Raw genomic sequence first — 17,429 nt, 5'->3', positions numbered from 1 at the left:
TTTGTACCTGATGAATCTTTCGTACCGGATTGCAATCCGCTATTTTTTTTCCAGAAACAAACGAAGCTTTATCAGCGTCATTGCACGAATAGCCATGGCGGGTGTGGCCGTAGGCACCATGGCCATGATCGTGGTGCTGTCGGTATTCAACGGAATGGAAGATCTCAATCGGAAAATGTTCAGGACCTTCGATCCTGACATTAAAATAGCTCCAAAAGAGGGTAAGCGCTTCAAAGTAACAGAAGCACTGATAAAGGATATTGGCTCCGTTGAAGGGGTTCAGCTGGTAACCAAAGTAATTGAAGACAACGCCCTGGCACGGTATGGCAACCAGCAAACCATAGTGCGCGTAAAGGGTGTGGACAGCAGTTTTTCTCTGCGGGGGCAGCTGGACACCGCACTGATCGAAGGCTCCCTCCGGTTGCAGGGGATCAACGGAACCCCCTTCGCGATCATGGCCGCGGGTGTAAAAAACGCGCTTTCCGTGTCGACCGAGGACATGCTTGTGCCGCTGGAACTGTGGTATCCCAGGGCAGGCGGAAAAACCCTGAACCTGACTTCCACCGATGCGTTCAACCAGGTACAGCTGAGACCGGGAGGTGTATTCTTTATTGAATCCCGTTACGATGATTATGTCATCGCACCGTTAAAAGTGATCGGGGCACTGCTTCAATATGAGGGGAAAATCTCTTCACTTGAGATAAAGGTTCTCCCCGGATTTTCAGAAAAAGATGTATGTGAATCGATTGCAAAAAAAGCCGGGAATGGTTTTATTGTAAAAGACCGGGATTCCATGAACGCAGATCTGCTGCGGGCGATAAGGATAGAAAAGCTATTTGTAGCCGTAACCTTATCGTTAATTATTATGGTAGCGGCCATTAACATATTCTTTTCGCTAAGCATGCTCGCCATTGAGAAGAAGAAAGATATTTCTATGCTTTATGCGCTGGGCGCAACTCCCTCGCTGATCCGTAAAATATTTCTCACCGAAGGGGCAATTGTTGCGCTATCGGGTGCTGTGACAGGCATTATTTTGGGTGTGCTTCTTTGTTGGATGCAAATCGAATACGGATTGGTATCCATGGGCATGGCGACTTCATTGGTTGATGCCTATCCGGTTAAATTATTGTGGCAGGATATATTTTTTACCGGTATCATGATCGTTATGATAACTTTGGCCGTGTCCTATATTCCAGCCAGACGCGCCGCCGAAACAGGAAAAGTACTTAATGTTTGATTTCACACATGTATTCGGCTATGGCTCGAATGCAGTTACCTATTTGACAAACTTCATGATGTCCAAACCAAAAGTGGATAGTACGGTTAAAGGGAAAAGCTTTTGTGCCAATAATTGTTTTGGTACATTTTTAGGAATTGCGATTCTATTACTAACACTTACTGCGAAGGCAGGTGACAACACCTCGTTAAAAGATACCACCTACCGTAGAAATCCCGGAACACAGGCGCCAATGGGCCCATATCGACCGGAAAACCCTAAACTTAACGACATTCTCTATACCCGGCTCGATGTGAAGTTCGATTGGCTTAGGCAGCAGGTTCCTGCATCCGCAATTATCAAATTTACTCCCCACTTTTACAACCAGGCCACACTTGAACTTGATGCAAAAGGGTTTGATGTGAAAGGGGTTGTTCAACTGAATTCTTCCGATCAATACGGCTCTGCATCTGCGTCGGACATTGCTAAAAAAGTGCTTAAAAAATTGGACTTCTCCTATGATAAGCGCAAATTGATCATCAAACTCGGCAAGACCTATACCCGAAAGGACACCCTGTTTGTAAAGATAGATTATGTTGCCAAACCTAACGAAGTGCCCGCGAATGCAGCAGGTGAAGCCCCCGCCGAAAAAGGTCTGTATTTCATCAACGCCGATGGTGCCGAAGAGGGAAAGCCAAAACAAATCTGGACGCAAGGTGAAACCCACGGAAGCTCATGCTGGTTTCCGACAATTGACGCCCCCAACCAAAAATTCACCCAGGATGTGTACATTACCGTCGATAGTGTGTACAAAACACTTTCCAACGGATTACTGATAGGCAGCGAGCTGGACAAAAGAGGCATGCGTACAGATCACTGGAAACAGTCTCTTCCACATGCGCCATATCTCGTCATGCTGGCGGTCGGCGACTTTGCTGTTGCGAAAGACATGATGCCCAATGGACTCGAATTGAGCTACTACGTTGAACCAAAGTACGGTAAGGATGCACATGCGATATTTGGCAGAACTCCGGAAATGATTGCATTTTTCACCAACATATTTGGCGTAGCTTTTCCCTGGGAAAAATATGCGCAAATCGCCGTACGCGATTTTGTTGCAGGCGCTATGGAAAATACCACCGCAACGGTACATGAAGAAGGTGTTCAAAATGACACACGCTCTCTGGTAGACGGCAATTCGGACGCTGTGATCGCTCACGAGCTTGCCCACCACTGGTTTGGCGACCTGGTTACCTGCGAAGAGTGGGGCCAGCTTCCACTCAATGAGTCATTCGCGAATTATTCGGAGTATTTGTGGTCGGAATACAATGATGGAAAGAATCAGGCGGACTGGGGAAACATGCAGGAGATGAAGCAGTACCTGGGCGAGTCGGAAACCAAGCAGGTACCGATGATCCGCTACTTCTATAAGGACGCCGAGAACATGTTCGATAGCCACTCTTATGCCAAAGGAGGCAGAATATTGCATATGTTGAGAAACTATGTGGGCGACGACGCCTTCTTTGCTTCCTTGAAACTTTATCTAAAGTCACACGCATTTGGAAACGCAGAAATCGGAGATCTTCGTGTGGCGTTTGAGAAAACGACCGGGGAAGACCTGAACTGGTTCTTTGATCAATGGTTTTTCCGCCCGGGACATCCGACATTGGACGTGGACCACATTTTCTCGGCAGCCACAGGAAAGTTGCAGGTGAAGGTGAAGCAAGTACAAGATACCCTTGCCACAACCGTATATCGCCTGCCCGTAAAGATTGATGTGTGGATGAACGGCAAGAGAAGCAGGTACGATGCAATGATCGACAAGGCTACCCAAACTTTTGAGTTTCCTGCCTCAAAGAAACCCGATCTTGTCCTTTTCGATGCCGAATCACAGCTGCTTGGTGTGATCAATCATGAAAAGTCGCGGGCAGAAATTGTGTATCAGTATTTGCACGCCGACGGTTTCTTGCCAAAGTATGAGGCGCTTGCACAAATGGAGGGTAAGCTTGCCGATACCAGTTCCAAAAATGCATTGGTGAAAGCCATGACCGACCCTTTCTGGAAGCTGCGGCAGATGGCTATCTCCAATTTTACGGAATACGATGGCGAGGGCTTTGCCGAGATTGAAAAGATTATTCAGACCCGGGCAAAACTGGACCCACATCCCCAGGTGCGATCGGAGGCCATCATCACGCTGGCATCCTTTGGCGATAATAATAACGATCCCATTTTCCGACAAGCGCTAAGCGACAGTTCTTATCAGGTGGTTTCGATAGGACTTGAAAAATATTTGATGAACCAGCCCGGCGATGCAGGCGAAATTGCCCGCCAGTTTGAGGACTCGCCCAATGATGCCATTGTCACATCTGTGGGTAATTATTATGCGGGCCTTGCTCAGCCTGAAAGATATGAGTGGTTTCTGGAAAAAATGAAGCGAATGAAACCTACGGAAAAATACAACTTCCTGCAGGTTTTCGGAAAATATCTGATTAAATCCAAACAGGACGTACAACGTAAAAGTATTCCGGTTTTGGAAGGCATTGCACGAAACAATCCGGCCTATTTCGTTCGCTTCGGCGCGTTTCAGGTTTTGGGCTTATTGACTGATATACAAGGTGTAACTGCGTTGCGCAAAGATATCAGAACCAAAGAAAGTGAGCCAAAATTGAAGGAGATGTATAGTCAGTTTGGAGATTTGTAAGCTGCGGTCCGTCGCACGGTTAGCTGCGGTCCGTCGTACGGTTAGCTGCGGGTCCGTCGTACGGTTAGCTGCGGTCCGTCGCACGGTTAGCTGTTAGCTGTTAGCTGTTAGCTGTTAGCTGTTAGCTGTTAGCTGTTAGAAATGGCTATTATAAAGATTAAGTTCATAATTGACCTTAATCTTTAATTCTCCATTCTTAATTCTCCATTGTTGCCCGCGACCCTGGTCCATTCCCACTCCTACCCTTCCTGCGGTTCCAGATAATATTCCAGGTTTTCTTTGGTAATGATATCCAGTGGAAGGAATTTTATTGGCTGAATGGTCTTTTTAAAAATCAGATAATTGGCCAGTTGATGAATCCCCCAATAACCCTGTCCATGAGGGTTTTGATTGATTAAAAAATGAATAACCTCCTGATTTAAGTACTCCAGATTTTGAGCCAATAGATCGTATCCAATCAGTTTGATATGCCTGAGATCGTGTTTCACCAGGTAGGCAGCTATTTCAAAGGCTTTGGAGGTAGTTACATAAATTCCCTTCAATTCCGGTTCCTGCCTAAAAACCGCCCCCAGCTGCTCCTCAAAGGTTTCATCATTTTTGAAATTAATTTCTTTTCTGACCACCTTGAAGTGTCCCGAAAGCTCTTTCTTAGCAAAGTAATCTTTGAAACCCTCCTCTTTGGTTATTAAGTGTGCAGAATTGGTAATATCCTCATTGATGTGTACAATCAGAACGCTACTGGATGCAGGCAATCCAAAGCTTAGGATTTTAGCCGCCAAATAGCCACTTTGATACGAATCCTGCCCGATGTAACAAAGCGAATTGGAATTCATAATCTGGGTGTTGAAAAGTACATAGGGTATACCCAGTTCATCCCATTGTCTGAAAAAAGGGAGTACCTCTTTGTAAAAAACCGGGGCGATGAGAACCCCATCCGGTTTTTCACGTGTGGCTTCTGTGGCCTTATCGATGAACGACTGTTCATCATGTGGATCAAAAAGAAATTTATGGACAGATATTCCATATTGCCTGAGTTCCTTCTCCGCTTTTTCCAGGCCGGCTTCGGGTGCCTCCCAATAGCCATCAGCCGCCGCATCGGGCATTAAGGATACGAAATTATATGTCCGCTGTGATTTCAAGGACTGAGCGATGAAATTGGGCTCATAATTCAATTCCTTAATGATCCCCAGAATCTTCTCCCGCACGTCATCTGCCACCCTTCCCCTATTGTGAAGTACCCTATCCACCGTTCCCTTCGAAACACCGGCACTTTCGGCTATATCTTTAATTCTAACAATCCCTTTTTTCACTGTATGATTAACGTTCCGGTAACGACTTTACAAAAATGGAGTAAATATTGTATGAAAAGAAAGAGCATTATGGCTAAACTTACTGCTTCCTGCACCTTTTAATCGCTCTTACACCGGCACAAGCCTTCCAAAAACGTGCATTTGTAAAATACGAAAAGTGATCCTAAGTTAGTTGAACTTTAAATTCTAGCAACTGCCGGGTACGAACACGATCAAAAAAAACACATGCGTGTTCGAGCACTTTTATTTTGAAAATTTCTAGGATGATAACAATTTCCAACTAATTTTGCATTGAATTAAATGTTACAAAGATTATTTGCCACCGGTGACCATTAACGGTATAAATCACCCCGACTTCAAATATTATAGATTATTCCTCTACTTCGCGTTATTTGACTTCCTAAACCTTTGATCTAAGCGTACGGATTTTTTCCGTGCGCTTTTCACTTGAGCACCACGACCACATCATCACCCTCGGGGTATGCCGTGCAGGTAAGCATCCACCCCTCAGAAAGGTCACCATCGGTCAATACTTCATTAATGCTCATATGCACCTTGCCCCTTACGCACAGGCAGGCACAGGTAGAGCACCTGCCGCCTTTGCAGCTGTACGGCAACTGAATTCCATTGGCCAGTGCGGCATCCAGAATGGTGGTATGTGCGGGTACCAGAAGCGCATAAGACATGTCCTTTACTTTTACTTCTATGGAGTGCGGAAAGGATAACCGCGGCGGAGGAGGAGTGGGGTCAATGACAAAGTTTTCCTTCCTGATCTGCTCTTTATGATAATGCAGGTAGTGCAAGGTGATTTCCATTGTCCGCATGAATTCGTACGGCCCGCAAATAAAAAATCGGGCATCACTTGGCTCAAAACGTAACGCCCTGGCCAGCATTTGCTCCAACCTGGCATTATTGAGGCGCCCACGTACCCCATTCCAGTCGTCAGAGGCCTGGCTGTGTACATGCACCACTTTCAGGCGGTCAGGAAAGCGAGAGAGCCAATTGTTAAGATGGGAAAGAAATATTGTGTTGCTTTCATTTCGATTCGCATAAAACAACGTCACATGCGTACTTTTATCTGCTGTGAGTGTTTGTTTTAAGATTGAAAACAAAGGTGTAATCCCGCTACCTGCGCCAATCAACACGATATCTCTTTCTTTATCGGACGGTTCGAGGGTAAAACGTCCAGCAGGTTCAAGTACCTGGAAGACGTCACCGACTTTTACCGTATCTATCCAAAGCCGGGATATTTCACCGTTCGGAACGCGGCGGACCGTAATCGCCGGAAAAGAATCCGCGCTTGGCGCAGAGCTCATGGAATAAGAACGCCTTATTTCCTGACCGCGTAACGCGATTAAAAAAGTCAAAAACTGCCCCGCAGAATAATGCAGGGGCTTGTCGTCCACCCGCTCAAATACAAACGTCTTGACATCATGTCTTTCCGGTATAATTTCCCTTACTCTTAGATGAATAGTATTATCAGCCATCTCAAATGGAATCGCCTATCTGGATTTATAAAAAAGTGGACTGAAACGTGCCCCAATGCGTCCTGCATTAAACATCAATTAATCGATTACATCTCATCCGCCCGCCACAAGGTTTCATACTCAGCAAGCAAGGTCCAGCAATGGGCTTCACAAATCCACTGCATATGAAACAATGGATTGTGGGAAAGACGGTAAAGTAAAGGATTTTCATAAGCAGTCAGCAACCCGGCTATGAAAAAATAAAATCCTTTAAAGTCCGTTTCCGTAAAATGCTCCACAGCAATTCGCTCTGTTTTAATTCGGAACCGCAACAGGGAAATGGACAGTACAACCCTGTCCATTTTGTTTTCAGTGGTTTGCAGCAAATGGAGTGCATCCGAAATTAATTTTTCCTGAATCCCTGCCAGTGCCGGTGGGCCAAACGCCGCCATAAGCCGGCTCACGTGGTAGATGATGAGCACCGTGCGCGGGTACTGATGCGCACAACGAAAGGGAGTGTTCAAATACCGATCCGTTTCAATGACCGACCGGATGTATTGTAAACTTGCCTCATCGTGCTGATTGATCGGAAGCTGATATTTGAAAATACAGTACATGATATTGCACAGCACACTGACGTCAAACTCGATATACATATTTTTCCCGAACCAGGTGGAATAAGCGGGCAGCGACCGGTATTCTGGATAGGTGTTTCGAATCCACTGCTTACTCCCATTCGCATGCAAGGCCAGTTTTTCTTTCAACCACCTAAGTTCATCACTTGAAGGCACGGTGGTCAGGTATACAAATGCAGTGTCATCAATATCATCAGGAATACGAAAGTGTTCAAACCGATGAAAAATATGACCATTGGGGAAATGCCTGGATGGCCTGGTTTTCCAGAAATTATAGGTGCTAAGGCCGTCTTTGTTTTTAAAGTCGGGATAATTGGCGACTATATCAGCACATATTTTATCAATGCTGTTCCGCACACCCGATTTCTGTTTGTCACGGATGGATTGCAGGGTAAATGCAATAATGGCAGAAAAAAAGATGGTGGTATCGGGTCGATGGTATCCGATGATCGCATTAACCCTGTAACCTGGAAACAATCCCTTGGGAAAATGCCTGTTGCCCTCAGATTGTAGTCCTTCGATCTTCACCAGAAACCCCTCTAAAATATCTTTCATAAACCGAAAACTAACCATTTTTTAATCGAGTAGGAAGATAGGGATTATTTCCCTATCTGTCCTCTCACACCACTGTACGTACCGTTCGGTATACAGCGGTTTGTTAGAATAACTTCGTTTGGTGTGTTGTTTTCCAATAGTAGTAGTTGGCAAATCCTTCAATCCCAAGGCTCAAGAAGTACTTTTTGTCCAGAGTTGTGAGCAACGTAGGGCTATGTGCAGTCCTGCAATATCCCTTTCGGGTATTAGCCAACTGATACGCCCTTGACTTCACAACCCCCATTTTCATCAGTTGGCGTGCTCGTCCAGTGATACTCTTCCACTGTTTCCATAGAACAATTCGCAGTCTGGTTCTCATCATTTCGTCGAGTTTCACCATATGACTCTTTGCTTCTGCAATAGAGAAATAGTTTACCCAACCATGAATAATCTCCTTAAGATTTGATATTCTTTCGGTTAGTGGACATGGCTTGCTACGCTTCGTTTGCTGCCTGATTTTCTCCTTAATTGACCTTAGGGATTTTGATGCAATGCGAATTTTCCATCCTTTGCCGCTCCCGTAGAATGAAAACCCGAGCAGGATACTGTTGCCAGGTCTGCTTACCTTGCTCTTTTCCCTGTTTACCTTTAGCTTCAGGCAGTCTTCCAGATAGGTTGAAATACCCGCAATCACCCGATGTGCTGATTTCTCGCTTCTAACATAGATGCTGCAATCATCCGCATATCGCACAAATCGGTGTCCCCGCTCTTCGAGCTTAGCGTCAAGTTCGCCAAGGATAACATTCGACAAGAGAGGACTTAATGGACTGCCTTGTGGGGTACCCTCTCTTCTCGGCGTAACCACTCCATTCTCCATGATGCCACTGTTCAAGTACAGACGGATAAGCTGTAAAGTTCGCTTATCCTTTATCCGTGCAGAAAGCAGGCTCATGAGTTTGTCATGGTTTACCCGATCAAAGAATTTGTCCAGGTCAAGTTCCACAATCCACAGGTAACCTTCATTGAGGTATTCCTGCGCCTTAAGCACTGCCTGATGGGCATTGCGGTTTGGCCGGAAACCATAACTGTTTGCTGAAAAATCGCTTTCATACTTGGGACTCAGCCATTGGGAAATGGACTGTTGGATTAACCGGTCAATAACCGTCGGAATGCCAAGCATCCTTTTACCGCCACCGGGCTTGGGTATCTCTACCTTTCGGACAGCGCTTGGACGATAATTGCCTGTTAAAATATCAGACCGCAATGTTTGCCAGTTGCCATTAAGGTAGTCACGAAGTTCATCGGTCTGCATACCATCAATACCATTAGCACCCTTATTAGCGGTAACCCGCTTAAAGGCTCTTTGTACATTTCGGATATCTAATATTTCTTCAAGCATACTACTAAAAAAAAACTCCTTCCCAGGCATTGTGCACATTAGTTACATGGCTCGGCTAAGCTCCTCTTATAATTTACTCCAGGATTCCGTCCTACCCTCATATAAGCAGTTCTCTTATGTGGTTCCGCTTTGATCGCTCTGCCATAAACTTTCTGGTTGCTTTGCCATCCTAACATTCATCCCTTCCTGTAAAAAAAAAAAACAGTACTATGGAATCTGCTGACTTCTGATCAGACCACTTAATGTTGCCATTAAATGTTTCCTCGCCTGTAATCGCGCTTACACTTGACGGATCCTGGTCAGATCTCCCGGGGTAAGACAATCAACTTCCTATGGGTGCGGCCTCCGTATTTACGTATCAGTCCCCGTGCAGTATTGGGCTTCTGTTTGTTTGGCAACATCACCCGATCCGCCTTATATACAGTTTCTGTTCGTAAGCCCCCATATTTGCCTAAGACTTCCTTCAGATTCGCAGTCGCCCACGACACCTTTGTCTTCAGCTAACACTTCCTACTGCAAAGCGTGTTCGGGACTTTAACCCTATAGTCGATTGCCATGCCCGGCGCACCAAAAAAAGAAACCCGGCCAACAGACCAGGTTTCACAATTTCTTGAAGATCAGTAAAATCAAACTCCTTCTGCTACAACCTCTTTTACATTGGGTACCATGCGTGTCAACAGGTTTTCAATACCCGATTTCAGCGTAAGCGTAGAAGAAGGACAGCCGCTGCAGGAACCCTGCAACAATACCTTAACCACACCCGACTCTTCGTCAAACGAATGAAAATTAATCGCGCCTCCATCAGATTCAACAGCAGGACGTACATACGTATCCAGAGCCGCCTTTATCTTCTGAACGGTATCCGAATCCCGTTCGTCTACAATCACGGTGTTACGATCAATTGTTTTTTGTTCAAAAACCGGATGATTTTCCTCGAAATATATCTTTATAAATTGTTTCGTATCGCGCAAAACCTCCTCCCAGGGTATCTCTTCGTCTTTGGTAATGGTGATAAAATTACTGGCAATAAAAACCCGCTTCACGTGTGGAAACTGAAAAAGATCAGAGGCCAGCGGAGAAGCACTCCCCTCCGTCAAAGCGGATTCTAATGAAGGGTAGTCAAATGACAGCCCGTCAGGAGCCAGCTCGAAATTCAACACAAATTTCATCGAATTGGGATTTGGGCTCAATTCGGTATATACAAAAATGGGGCGTGATAACATGGGAATATTAATTCGTCAGTACTGGATAACTCATTATACTTTCTGACAACACGATTGTAAAAGTTTTGGTTTGATTGGGGTGAAAATTAAAGGTGGGCTGAAAGTTACTTAGCTAACAAAAAAGTTGATAATAAAAATAAAATCCGCCCGACCCAACCTTTGCGTCATTCCTCGTAGCAAATACCCATGAATCCAAAACACAGGCTGATCAGCTGATTTTGAAAATTCTATTTCACCTTAAACATCAGGCTCATGAAAAAATCGCTTGGAGTCAAATTGCAATGGCAGAAGAAAGCCCTCCTTAGTAACCACGTAAAGTCATCCAGAAGAAACACTGTTGTGGATTACGAGCCATTTCTGAGCCTATCGCAAAAGACTGACACATCCGGCTATCTTAAACCTTATTTCTTTACGGGTAATTTGGAAGTGCTCTATTCATGGAACAAAGTCCAGTTTAGTACCGGAATTACGGTGCCAGTTAGCAGTATGCTCAACGCGCCGTCTGGAAGACTCCGGCCTGTTAGCGGGCAAGACGCTTCGTTGGTGGGTGCGGTGATGGAGAAGCGCTGATAGCCACCACTGTGTGTGTTAAATTGGTTGGTAATAGCTAAACGTGGGCTTCACGGTAGTTGGGTGTAAAACGCTCATTTCATAACAGGTTTTTTTGATGGCAATTAATGAGGAAAGAACCAAATTTTATCAGTACCCTCAAAACGCAAAAACGCCCGACGAAAAAAATCGTCGGGCGTTTTGCTTAAAACTATAATAGACTAAGCCTCTGCAACTTCTGCCACAGGAGCTGCGATCGGTTCGATGTGAACGAAAGATTTTTCCTGACGAGTCTTACGGAAAACAACATGACCTTCTACCAAAGCAAACAAAGTATGGTCACGACCGATACCTACGTTTTTGCCAGGATTGTGTTTAGTTCCACGCTGACGAACCAGAATGTTACCAGCTTTGGCCAACTCTCCGCCAAATAATTTTACTCCAAGACGCTTGCTTTCCGACTCCCGTCCGTTCCTTGAGCTACCTACACCTTTCTTATGTGCCATGATATCTTAACTTTTAATTTTTTTCGATGATTAGTGAAACGGCCATTTAGTAATCCTAATAGCTGACGACGGCCCGCCGCCCGGCCAAAAGCTGATAGCTATTAAGCTACGATTTCGTCAATGCTGATCTTTGTCAGATACTGACGGTGACCGTTCTTAACTTTATAACCCTTGCGTCTTTTCTTTTTAAAGACGATTACTTTTTCACCTTTAAGGTGTTCAAGTACAGTTGCTTTCACAGAAGCTCCTGCTACTGTTGGCGCACCAATTTGTACTGTGCCTGCGGTATCTACCAGAAGGACTTTGTCAAATACAAGTGCAGCGTTCACGTCACCTTCAAGCCTATGCGTGAAGATTTCGCGACCCTTTTCAACTTTAAATTGCTGACCTGCGATTTCTACGATTGCGTACATGTTAATAAATTATGATAAACTGGATTCAAAAACGAGGTGCAAAGATATGAACTTGAATACAGAATCACAACGCTTTACCTAAAATTTTTACTTGAATGTCCCCGTATATCTTATCATGCCAAAATGCTCTTTGGGCCGTTTTTCGAAACAAGTCTGCCCAAAGCATGGCCCCGGTTAACGAACTCCACGCATCAAAAAAAATAATAAAGTATAATTCGGTAAGTTTTTCGGAACTTCAAGACGAAAATCTTGCCCAATGGCTGTAACGCGCTCCTATTCGGGTACACATTTTCAGCCTGAAAATGCGTTAACAAACCTTAACAGAAGATTTGGTTACTTTTACTTCAAAAAACGTCTTGACATATAAATGAACGATAAAAATAAAAAAATGAAAATTTATTTGTGGCTTGCGATTGTACTCCTTTCCGGTGTTGCAACAGCGGCAGCAACATACCACTTCACGCCTTCCGAAAACCTGCCTGAAGCAGAATCAACATACAGTGCTTACAAAATCGGAGATGCCGTAGCCAACTTTAACCTTAAAAATGTAAATGGAAACATGGTCTCGTTGAATGACTATTCAGGTTCGAAAGGCATAATTGTGATTTTTACAAGCCATCACTGCCCTTTTGCCAAGGCTTATGAAGACCGCATTTTAGCACTGAATAATAAATATATAGGACAGGGATTTCCCGTGATCACCATCAACCCCAGTGACCCCTCCACACATACAGATGATTCTTTTGATAAAATGAAGGAGCGTGCGTCCAGTAAAGGCTACAACTACCCTTACCTGGTCGATGACGGTCAACGTACGGCGAGAGCCTTCGGCGCTGCCCGAACACCCGAGGCGTATGTGCTTCTGAAAAGTGGGGCAAAGTTTATCGTTCAATACATAGGCATGATTGACGACAATCCTCAGGATCCTGCCGGCGCAACAAAATTTTATGTTGACGAAGCTGTGACAAACCTCCTTGCCGGGAAACCTGTGACAACTACAACAACCAAACCCATTGGTTGTGTCATCAAATTCAAAGACTGACAACTTATTCAGGGAGAAGAAGAGCGATGCATGACTTGCTGTATGCAATGCAAATAAATCCCCGTAGATCATGTAATTTGAACAATGCTCTCTGTGTATACTTCAAATTCTTTGTATAAATTTACCTGTATCCAATCCTAACCCACAACGAAATTCGACCGTATATGAGCAAAGTTTTCTCCCTACTATTCATTGCTTCCTTATGCTCTTCATTTGTATCCTTTGCCCAGATCTCAAAAAAGTTTTCTGCCGAAGGAGAGTTCACAAGTAACTGTGAAGGTCCTGCCGTAGACTCAGAAGGAAATGTATACGCGGTCAATTTTGCTCGGGATGGAACCATTGCCCAAATGAATAAAAAGGGACGCTCAGGCTTTTTTGTAACCTTACCCAAAGGTAGTACCGGTAATGGTATTCGCTTTGGAGACAAAAATACCTTCTATGTCGCAGACTTCACGGGACACAACGTACTTAAAGTAGACCTGCTAACCAAGGACATAACGATATTTGCCCATAATGAAAAAATGAATCAGCCCAACGACCTGGCCATCACGAGTAAAGGACATATTTTTTGCTCTGACCCGAACTGGAAAGAGAGCTCCGGGCAGGTGTGGCATGTATCCCCGGAAGGAAATACCAGGCTGGTGGCCGAAAACATGGGGACGACCAATGGTATAGAGGTTAGCCCGGATGAAAAGACGCTTTATGTCAATGAAAGTGTTCAGAGAAACGTTTGGGCCTTTGATCTTGCCCCGGATGGCTCATTAGCTAATAAACGATTACTGCATCAGTTTGCCGATGGCGGCATGGACGGGATGCGATGCGACATTCATGGCAACCTTTACATAGCCAGGCATGGAAAGGGTGAAGTCGCTGTTCTCTCCCCTCAAGGCAAAGTGATACAAACCATAACCACAAAAGGCAAAAAAGTTTCAAATATTTGCTTTGGGGGTAAAAATGGCAAAACAGCCTACATCACACTGCAGGATACAGGCTGTCTTGAAACATTTAAAGCGAAAACACCCGGCAGGGAATGGGCAATGATGAAGGCCTTTTCAGCGAAAAAGTAGTGAAAAAAAATGCTTAAAGTATATTCTTCTGCCTGACCGTCGAAGAATTTTTCCATTTCACATCTCACATTTTACATTTTACATTTCACTTTTCACCTCAGTTTCCACTAAATACTGTCCGGGGTATTTGGATTCAGTAAATTTTTGCTTTTACTTTGTAATTCAAAGTACTTTAAAAGTAATCATATGTACAACAGCCTTATCACCTATTTAAGGGGCAATCACAAAGTCGCGCTTCTTGCCGTTGTTTCACTACTCGCAACGGCACTCTACATCCTTAGGATCCTCATTACCCGGGACCTGGGTTTTTTGTTTCTCAACTGGAATTTATTTCTGGCGTGGGTACCACTTCTCTTTATCAAATGGGTTTGGCAACAGGAGAAGGCCAGCCAGTCACCGATATGGCTTTTATTTTCGTACCTCACCATCTGGCTTCTATTCTTCCCCAATGCCCCCTACATCATTACCGACCTGATGCACCTGCGCGCCGTACCCGACCACATGGTTTGGTTTGATGCATTGATGATATTTACTTTTGCACTCGCTGGCTTTCTTACAGGACTTTATTCGATCCGCATTGTACACCGCATTTTAAGTCACCGATGGAACTCCACATTCGCGTGGGTAGTTGTGGGGATGTCTATGTTTATGAGTGGCTTTGGCGTATTTTTGGGCAGGTATGGGCGCTGGAACAGTTGGGACATTGTGGCCCAGCCAGGCGCATTGGCTCGCGGCATTTTCAAGAGTGCGCAAGATCCGTTTGCTGTGAAGCACACACTTAGCTTTTCACTGGTGCTGATACTAATGTATTGCGCATTTCATATCTTCGCAGAAATAAAGCAGCATGAAGCCACTGGTAAATATTCGTAAGGCACTGCGCAGTTTTCGTTATGCCGGGACAGGAATCTTCCGACTATTCCGATTTGAAAACAATGCCAGAATACACCTGTTAGCATGCATTGTGGTAATTATTGCCGGGTACTGGTTTAATATTTCAGCCACAGAATGGTGCCTGATCGTGATTTCAATAGGGCTTGTCTGGTCAGCAGAAGCGATCAACACCGCCATTGAAAAACTGGCAGACGTTGTATCATCTGAATACCACCCGGCCATCAAAGACGTGAAGGACCTTGCTGCGGCTGGTGTGTTAATTCTTGCCATTTCTGCTGCAATTGTCGGGGGAGTTATTTTTATTCCGAAGATCTATTATGAGTGCCTGGCATTCAGGTAAAATTGGTCATTTAAGGATTGTTACACCACCTCAGGTTAATTCGAATTATATCTCTAGCATTCATTTGACATGACATCGAATCAGGAATCTCTACATACATTGGCCGAAATCCGCGACCTGATGGAACGGTCTTCAAAGTTTTTGTCACTTAGTGGCCTGAGCGGCGTTTTTGCCGGTTTTTTCGCAATTATTGGCGCTGGAGCAGCCTATATCCGTTTCAAAACGGATTGGATGACCGATATGCTCGAACCCTTCACGCCGTATGTGTCCAATAGCCGACAGGAAATCATTGGTTTCCTCATCGCCGATGGCTTTCTGGTTTTGCTACTTTCTCTGGGTGTCGGAATCATGCTTACGATTCGAAAAGCACGTAAAAAGGGTTTGAAGGTCTGGAACAGCAGCTCCAAACGGTTGCTCGTCAGCTTACTGGTCCCACTCGCTACAGGAGGTGTGTTTTGCCTGGCTATGCTTTACTATGGATACATCTGGCTGGTGTTCCCTGCCACCTTGTTGTTCTACGGCCTTGCCATTGTGAGCGCCAGCAGATTTACTTACCCCGAGGTATTTTCCCTGGGCATTTCCGAAATCGTGCTCGGTTGCGCTTCTCTTTTCCTCACCGGGTATTCGCTTTTGTTCTGGTCGGTGGGTTTTGGTATACTGCATATAGTATATGGCCTTGCGATGTACAATAAATACGATCGCCCCGGCAAAACCAATGGCGGAGTCTCTGCAAAAAGCGGATTCACTGCGGCTGGGGTCCTGTTGATGCTTGGCCCGCTTTGCCTGGCTCAGGACGGTAACCCAACCAATAGAATCACAACGCAGCAATGGTACGACACGGAAACAATTTATATGCAGGGTGGAAACAGCTACATTAAAAACAATATCCAATACGCTGGAAACAAAGCGCTGCGAAAGGAATTTATGATTTCTGATGGCGGAATGCAGCTATATGTAAAGTCGCGGAGAAACAGAAATATTGCTTTGGTTTTTTCCCTGTTGGGTTCAGCAGGCACCATATACTCTCTGGCTTCGGGTGACCGAAGTCATTTTAAGAAATTCTTCTGGTTATCGCTCGGCACAGGGCTAACTTCCTCCTTAATTTCAATAAAAGCCAATAACTTGCGCGATCAGGCAGTGTGGTTAAGAAACCGTGATGCCATACTTTTAATGAAGGCCAATCAGTAGTTCTACTTTGGACGACTTAACTTGCCAGATAGAATGGAATGGTTAGAGAAATTTAATAAGGTTTTTGAGAGCAAAATAAGACTCGGGCTGATGTCGGTGCTGGTGGTAAATGATGCCGTAAGTTTCAATGAATTGAAAGAACTGCTTCAACTTACCGATGGCAACCTGGCATCTCATTTAAAAGCTTTGGAAGAAACAGCATATGTACAGGTTCAAAAACAGTTTCTGGGCCGCAAGCCGCATACTACCTATAAGGCAACCGAAGCAGGACAAAAAGCTTTCTCCGATCACCTGCAGGTCCTTGAAAATATGATCAGGCAGAATTTGTAAAGGGGAACAGGGCATGGAACTTGGGTAGGTAAAAAAAACCGGACTTCATCATAGCAATTCAACTATAATGAAGTCCGGTTTTTTAGAATCAGCTTAGAATTTCACAGGCACCGAAAATCCTTCCTTATCCCATTGAAGATCAACCGACCCATCATGAACTGTGAAAGTTAGTTTCTCTGCAGAGGTAGAATACTTTTTTGCAGGTACTGTAACTTTCAATACATCCTTGCCTTTGTTCTTTTCATAATCATAAGCACCTGATTGCCCCAAAACGCTGTTCAGAATGATAGACCATTCCTTTTCACCTGGGATAGTGAATAAGGTGTATGTACCAGCTTTTACACTTTTACCTCCAAACTGACCATCCTTCTTAAAAGTGATTTCGGTAGAAGCATTGGCACCGGTTCTCCATATTTTGCCATACTTATCGAGTGCATCGCTACCTTCTTTACCCAGAACCACCCGACCTTTTTTGGAAGGCTGACCATAGGCTACACTTACGTTTTTACCAGTAGCCGTTACACGAGGGCTCTGAGCAGACGCCCATGTAAGTGTGATCAGCGTCAGGAATAATGCGAAAAATGTTGTTTTCATAAATTGTAAATAATTAAAATTGATT

At 44.6% G+C, this 17,429-nt stretch carries 17 protein-coding genes; 9 read left to right on the top strand and 8 right to left on the bottom strand.

The genetic code is table 11. The annotated features are described in order from the left end of the window. Positions 1-10 precede the first annotated feature (10 nt). Positions 11-1,237 (top strand): ABC transporter permease, encoded by a 1,227-nt coding sequence (locus DYADSP32_RS26535; RefSeq protein ID WP_149239931.1) that lies wholly within the window; start codon positions 11-13, stop codon positions 1,235-1,237. Further along, positions 1,230-3,917: a M1 family aminopeptidase gene (locus DYADSP32_RS26530; protein WP_414618079.1), complete on the top strand. Its 2,688-nt coding sequence runs from the start codon at positions 1,230-1,232 to the stop codon at positions 3,915-3,917. Before DYADSP32_RS26535 ends, DYADSP32_RS26530 begins: the two co-directional genes overlap by 8 nt. Positions 3,918-4,156: 239 nt before the next feature. On the opposite strand, the gene DYADSP32_RS26525 is transcribed toward DYADSP32_RS26530, so the two are convergent. From DYADSP32_RS26525 to DYADSP32_RS26505, 5 genes are all read right to left on the bottom strand, one after another. Beyond that, positions 4,157-5,227, bottom strand: coding sequence for a substrate-binding domain-containing protein (locus tag DYADSP32_RS26525; protein ID WP_149239932.1), 1,071 nt, complete (start codon positions 5,225-5,227; stop codon positions 4,157-4,159). A gap of 443 nt (positions 5,228-5,670) precedes the next feature. Then, complete coding sequence (locus DYADSP32_RS26520; protein WP_149239933.1) at positions 5,671-6,714, bottom strand: ferredoxin--NADP reductase; 1,044 nt, start codon at positions 6,712-6,714, stop codon at positions 5,671-5,673. Positions 6,715-6,800: 86 nt separating this feature from the next. Continuing rightward, positions 6,801-7,883, bottom strand: coding sequence for a hypothetical protein (locus DYADSP32_RS26515; protein WP_149239934.1), 1,083 nt, complete (start codon positions 7,881-7,883; stop codon positions 6,801-6,803). Between the two features lie 103 nt (positions 7,884-7,986). Continuing rightward, positions 7,987-9,261 carry a group II intron reverse transcriptase/maturase gene (gene ltrA / locus DYADSP32_RS26510; protein ID WP_414618078.1) on the bottom strand — a complete coding sequence of 425 codons (1,275 nt, stop codon included), beginning with the start codon at positions 9,259-9,261 and terminating at the stop codon, positions 7,987-7,989. Between the two features lie 626 nt (positions 9,262-9,887). Next, on the bottom strand, positions 9,888-10,484 hold the full coding sequence (locus tag DYADSP32_RS26505; protein ID WP_149239935.1) for a NifU family protein: 597 nt from the start codon (positions 10,482-10,484) through the stop codon (positions 9,888-9,890). Positions 10,485-10,736: 252 nt separating this feature from the next. Here DYADSP32_RS26505 and DYADSP32_RS26500 point away from each other — a divergent pair, with 252 nt between their 5' ends. Beyond that, a complete protein-coding gene (locus tag DYADSP32_RS26500) occupies positions 10,737-11,054 on the top strand; it encodes a hypothetical protein (RefSeq protein ID WP_149239936.1) in 318 nt (105 codons plus the stop codon). A 200-nt stretch (positions 11,055-11,254) separates the two neighbouring features. On the opposite strand, the gene rpmA is transcribed toward DYADSP32_RS26500, so the two are convergent. Both rpmA and rplU read right to left on the bottom strand, forming a co-directional pair. Next, positions 11,255-11,539 carry a 50S ribosomal protein L27 gene (gene rpmA / locus DYADSP32_RS26495; RefSeq protein WP_149239937.1) on the bottom strand — a complete coding sequence of 95 codons (285 nt, stop codon included), beginning with the start codon at positions 11,537-11,539 and terminating at the stop codon, positions 11,255-11,257. A gap of 101 nt (positions 11,540-11,640) precedes the next feature. Beyond that, positions 11,641-11,952: a 50S ribosomal protein L21 gene (rplU, locus tag DYADSP32_RS26490; RefSeq protein ID WP_149239938.1), complete on the bottom strand. Its 312-nt coding sequence runs from the start codon at positions 11,950-11,952 to the stop codon at positions 11,641-11,643. Positions 11,953-12,340: 388 nt separating this feature from the next. Here rplU and DYADSP32_RS26485 point away from each other — a divergent pair, with 388 nt between their 5' ends. The 6 genes from DYADSP32_RS26485 to DYADSP32_RS26460 all read left to right on the top strand — a co-directional run bounded on the left by DYADSP32_RS26485 (position 12,341) and on the right by DYADSP32_RS26460 (position 16,810). Next, the gene (locus DYADSP32_RS26485; RefSeq protein ID WP_149239939.1) at positions 12,341-12,994 is read left to right on the top strand and encodes a thioredoxin family protein; all 654 of its coding nucleotides are present in this window, start codon (positions 12,341-12,343) and stop codon (positions 12,992-12,994) included. Between the two features lie 164 nt (positions 12,995-13,158). Next, positions 13,159-14,061, top strand: a complete 903-nt coding sequence (locus DYADSP32_RS26480) for an SMP-30/gluconolactonase/LRE family protein (protein WP_149239940.1) — start codon at positions 13,159-13,161, stop codon at positions 14,059-14,061. Between the two features lie 186 nt (positions 14,062-14,247). Continuing rightward, a complete protein-coding gene (locus DYADSP32_RS26475; RefSeq protein ID WP_149239941.1) occupies positions 14,248-14,931 on the top strand; it encodes a DUF1361 domain-containing protein in 684 nt (227 codons plus the stop codon). Then, the gene (locus DYADSP32_RS26470; RefSeq protein WP_149239942.1) at positions 14,906-15,292 is read left to right on the top strand and encodes a diacylglycerol kinase family protein; all 387 of its coding nucleotides are present in this window, start codon (positions 14,906-14,908) and stop codon (positions 15,290-15,292) included. The genes DYADSP32_RS26475 and DYADSP32_RS26470 overlap by 26 nt, the downstream gene beginning before the upstream one ends. Before the next feature lie 69 nt (positions 15,293-15,361). Next, positions 15,362-16,480 (top strand): hypothetical protein, encoded by a 1,119-nt coding sequence (locus tag DYADSP32_RS26465; RefSeq protein ID WP_149239943.1) that lies wholly within the window; start codon positions 15,362-15,364, stop codon positions 16,478-16,480. Between the two features lie 33 nt (positions 16,481-16,513). Beyond that, positions 16,514-16,810, top strand: a complete 297-nt coding sequence (locus DYADSP32_RS26460; RefSeq protein ID WP_149239944.1) for a winged helix-turn-helix domain-containing protein — start codon at positions 16,514-16,516, stop codon at positions 16,808-16,810. Between the two features lie 93 nt (positions 16,811-16,903). Here DYADSP32_RS26460 and DYADSP32_RS26455 read toward each other — a convergent pair whose 3' ends face one another. After that, a complete protein-coding gene (locus DYADSP32_RS26455; RefSeq protein WP_149239945.1) occupies positions 16,904-17,404 on the bottom strand; it encodes a DUF2911 domain-containing protein in 501 nt (166 codons plus the stop codon). Positions 17,405-17,429 lie beyond the last annotated feature (25 nt).

Source organism: Dyadobacter sp. 32, from assembly GCF_902506755.1.
Lineage (GTDB): Bacteria > Bacteroidota > Bacteroidia > Cytophagales > Spirosomataceae > Dyadobacter.
Note: the sequence above shows the minus strand (reverse complement) of the source record. Positions and strands in the feature narration are given on the sequence as shown.